At 71.5% G+C, this 4,123-nt stretch carries 2 protein-coding genes and 1 pseudogene; 2 read left to right on the top strand and 1 reads right to left on the bottom strand.

The genetic code is table 11. The features are described from left to right. Positions 1–290, top strand: a pseudogene (locus FNH05_RS33690) (hypothetical protein); the annotation flags it as partial. A 167-nt stretch (positions 291–457) separates the two neighbouring features. Continuing rightward, positions 458–1,237, top strand: coding sequence for a three-helix bundle dimerization domain-containing protein (locus FNH05_RS33685; protein ID WP_246128102.1), 780 nt, complete (start codon positions 458–460; stop codon positions 1,235–1,237). A gap of 89 nt (positions 1,238–1,326) precedes the next feature. Here FNH05_RS33685 and FNH05_RS33680 read toward each other — a convergent pair whose 3' ends face one another. Continuing rightward, positions 1,327–3,525, bottom strand: coding sequence for a phosphocholine-specific phospholipase C (locus tag FNH05_RS33680; protein ID WP_144592898.1), 2,199 nt, complete (start codon positions 3,523–3,525; stop codon positions 1,327–1,329). Between the last annotated feature and the right edge of the window lie 598 nt (positions 3,526–4,123).

Raw genomic sequence — 4,123 nt, 5'->3', positions numbered from 1 at the left:
GAGCGTGGGACAGACCGCCGGCCCGGCGCCGGTCCCGCCCTCCCGCCGGGAACCATCCGGTCGTGGTGCTCGTGGACGGGCGAGCGGTGGCCGTGGTCTCCACGTATTTCGTCACCGCCGCGCTGCGCCTGCACAGTCTCGCGGAGCTGACCGAGTTCCGTTGCCCGCGCTGCGACCGGCACCAGGAATGCGCCCTGCTCGGCAGCGCGGGTGAGGAGTTGCTGTGCCCCGGCTGCTTCGGCCAGTGCGGTGTGGATGGGAAAGCGCTTGCCCGGACCGAAGGGCTGTGAGTTCCTTCACCGCCGCCACATCCGGTTGCGCGGCCCCTATTACCGTGGCGGGAGGGGAACGGGGAATCCCCTGCGGTGGGGATCTCCGGCGCTTGTGGACGTCACCGTGGGACTCCAGACTGGGTTCGCCGCGCCGAGCCGGCGGCATGAAGGGGAATCGGGGAGTGATGACGACAACTCTGGCCTCGCCGCAGGACCGTCTGTCGCGATTGGACCGGCGGATGCGGTGGCTGGAGGCCAGGCTCGCGGGCGGGCAGGATCTGGTGGGACCCGAGGTCCTGCACGACTGGGTCGAACAGGCCCGGTCGAAGTTCGACGGCGCCACCGTCACCGACTTCGTACCGGTGCTGGTCGAGCGCGAGGTGCGGCGTCGGCTGCGGGCCACCCGGGGCGAGGTGGACCTGGTGGCCTGGGCCCGCGAGACCGCGCAACGCCTGCTGGCCACCGGACTCCCGCGGAGGTGGGCGCACACACAAGGGGTGGCACGCCAGGCCGTCGCGGTCGCCCCGGCGCTGCCGCCGCGGGACCGGCCGGTGCTGGTGGCTTCGGCGTGGCTGCACGACATCGGCTACGCCGCCGAACTGGCCGAAACCGGGATGCACCAGCTGGACGGGGCCGCTTTCCTGCTGCGGCAGGGGATACCGCGGCGGATCTGCGCACTGGTGGCCCACCACGCCGGGGCGTCCGCCGTGGCGGAGCTGATCGGCCTGTCCGGGCGGCTCGCCGGATACGCCGACGAGCGCACCGCGGTACGGGATGCGTTGTGGTACTGCGACATGACGACCAGCCCGGACGGCGAGCCGGTCTCGTTCGCGAAGCGGATGGCGGAACTGCGGGCCCGGCGCGGCCCGGACGATCCGGTGGTGCGGGCGCTGGCGGCCAACGAGAAGGAACGGGCGGCCGCGGTCCGGCGCACCGAGAAACTGCTGGCGGCCGCCGCGGCCTGAGTCCCACGCTCCGGCGAGTGAGCTGCCCCTTCCGGCCGTCCGGGACGCCCTCAAGGCCGGCCTTGAGGGCGTCCCGGACGTACCGTGCGTCAGCCGGAGACGCTGTCCCGGCCGTCTTCGAGGTGGCCGACGTAGCGGCGGGACCAGGAGCGGTCGCCGGCGAGGGTGACCGACAGGTCGTACCACCCGTGGGCGGTCGCGAGCGGGTCCACCACGTGCGTCGCGCGGCCGCGCGGGGGCACACGGTAGGTCCGGGCGCGTTCGCTCGAGTAGTTGTTCGGCGCGACGGTGAACGTCACCGGTTCCGTGCCGTCGTTGACCAGTTCGAGCATCAGCTGCGGCCTCGGGCCGAACCCGCCCCGGTGGTACTCCGCCTTCACCTGCGCCGTCTTCCCGGCGGCGGTGACGTCACCGGTGAAGTGCCGCAGGAAGCGGTTCGGGCCCACCACCGTGAGGTCGTAGGCACCGGAGCTGATCGCGACCGAGCCGGGCACGGCCGGTTTCCCCGCCTCCCTCGACGGGGCGACCGTGTACTGCCCCGGGAACTTGGCCGGGTAGTCGGCCGGCGACGGGGCGGGCGCGGTGTTGTCGTAGACGGAGAAGTGGCTGGCCTTGCGGACGTGCGGTCCGGCGTTGCCGAAGGACAGGTCCGCCCGCACCGATCCGTCCGCCCCGAAGGTGAACCCGTCGAGGTTCGCGTTGGGCTGGTAGGGCAGCGCGCGGGCAGGCCGGGCGCCCGGCTCCTGCCGCGGCATCTGGTTGCTCGTCACCGGCGGGTGGTAGGAGCCGCCCTGCGGGTCGCCGATCACCGTGGTCGCCGGGAGTTCCGGCAGGCCATACACGGGGGAGTCGAAGTCGAAGGCGCCGGTCAGGTCGCCGCAGACGCCACGCCGCCAGGCACTGATGTTGGGGCAGGCCGCCGGGGTGCCCAGCGCCTCGGTCCACTTCTCCAGGAACTGGATCACCGAGGTGTGGTCGGAAACCTCGGAGGTGACCCAGCCGCCGCGCGTCCACGGCGAGATCAGCAGCAGCGGCACGCGGAAGCCGAGGCCGACCGGCATGGGCTCCTTGACGCCGTAGCCGGCGAGGGTTCCCGAGGCCTCGTAGTAGAACTCGTCCTTGGTCCCCGGGGCGGGCACGGGCGGCGGCACGTGGTCGAACTGCCCGTCGTTCTCGTCGTAGTTGATGATCACCAGGGTGGAGTTGAACACCTCGGGGTCGGCGTTGAGCGCTTCCAGCACGCCGTTGACGAAGTAGGCGCCGTCGTTCGGTGCGCCGTCCGGGTGCTCGGAGAAGGCCTGGTTGGTGACCACCCACGACACCTGGGGGAGCCGGCCCGCGAGCACGTCCGCCCTGATGGCGTTGGCCAGGTTGTCGGCGTTGCCGGTGATCCCGGTGACCGGCTCGGGGACGGTGGCCACGCCGTTGTCGTAGAGCACGTTGCCCGGGGCCGGCGTGCCGCCCTGCTCGGGGTCGTACTTGGCGAAGGAGGCGAAGTACTCCAGGCCGTTGTCGCCGTAGTTGTCCGAACCCTGGTAGACCCGCCAGGAGACACCGGCCTTCTGCAGGGTCTCGGCGTAGGACTCCCAGAGCAGGTTCCGGCCGATCTCGTCGCCGCCGCTGTAGGCCACGAAGTCGCTGTACTTCTTCTGCGCGTCGATCGTGCCGCTCCACAGGTAGGTCCGGTTCGGACCGGTGGCGCTGAGCACCGAGCAGTGGTAGGCGTCGCCGACGGTGTAGGCGTCGGCGAGGGCGTAGTGGAACGGGATGTCGTCGCGGTTGAGGTAGCCCAGCGTCGTCGGTCCGTGCTTGGCGAACACCCAGCCGTTCATCAGGCCGCCGTTCCAGGCGCCGTGCTGGTCGTCCCAGCTGTGCGCGGTCCCGCCGTAGCCCTGTGCCCCGGTCTCCGGGCTCGGCGGCTGGTGCCCGGCGGGGTAGGCCGCGGCCGGGGCGTCGCTGAGGCGCCAGGGGTACTGCGTGCCCGTGACCGGCATGCCCGGAGCGGACGTGGGCTGCTGGAACACCGACAGTCCGCCGGGCAGTGTGATGGTCGACCGGTCGGCGAAACCGCGAACGCCCCTGAGGGAGCCGAAATAGTGGTCGAAACTGCGGTTTTCCTGCATCAGGATCACCACGTGCCTGATGTCGCGGAGATCCCCGTGACGCTCGTGCCTGCGCTCCTGCTCGGGGGAGGCCTTGGCGTCGGCGCCGGGCAGTGCGGCGCCCACCGCGGCGCCGGTCACCGCCGCCGCGGCGCCGAGGAAACCTCTTCGGGACAGATCGGACATGGACTGTACCTTCCGTATGGTGGACCGACCGCCAGACGGTAGGTCCACCGGGCACTGTCCGGGCTAACGCGAGCTGAACGGCGGCCGACGCCGGCACGAATCATGAACTATCTTCACAATCCTCTCGAAACGCCCGTCCCATTCCACTGTGGACACCATGCACCAGTGCCGGGAAGTGCGGGAACGAGCGCCGTGAGGGGACCCCTCACGGTCGTATTGGCCGGGGTCCCGGCAAGGTCCGGTCCGCTCGCGGTGTAGGGCGCGCCCGCCGGGCGAGTCCCACGCTCGTGCGCTTGTGTCCCACCCTCAGGCAGGTGAGTTCCACGCTCGTGCAGGTGAGTTGCCCGTTCGGGCGGGGTTGGGTGCTGTGAGGGGGCCCCTCACAGCACCGCGCAGCCCTGGTTGCGGGCGGGTCACCGCGGAGAAAGGCGCCCTCGCACGGGCCGAACGTGGCACTCGGGCTGCCGGAAGGTGGGACACAAGCGCCGGAGGGTGGGACTCGCCCATGCAAGGACCGACTTTGCCGGGCCCTGGTCGAAACGACTGTGAGGGGACCCCTCGCGGCGGCACCGGCGCCGCGGAGCGGGGGTCGCAAGGC

It is taken from the genome of Amycolatopsis rhizosphaerae, assembly GCF_007713715.1.
Lineage (GTDB): Bacteria > Actinomycetota > Actinomycetes > Mycobacteriales > Pseudonocardiaceae > Amycolatopsis_E > Amycolatopsis_E rhizosphaerae.
Note: the sequence above shows the minus strand (reverse complement) of the source record. Positions and strands in the feature narration are given on the sequence as shown.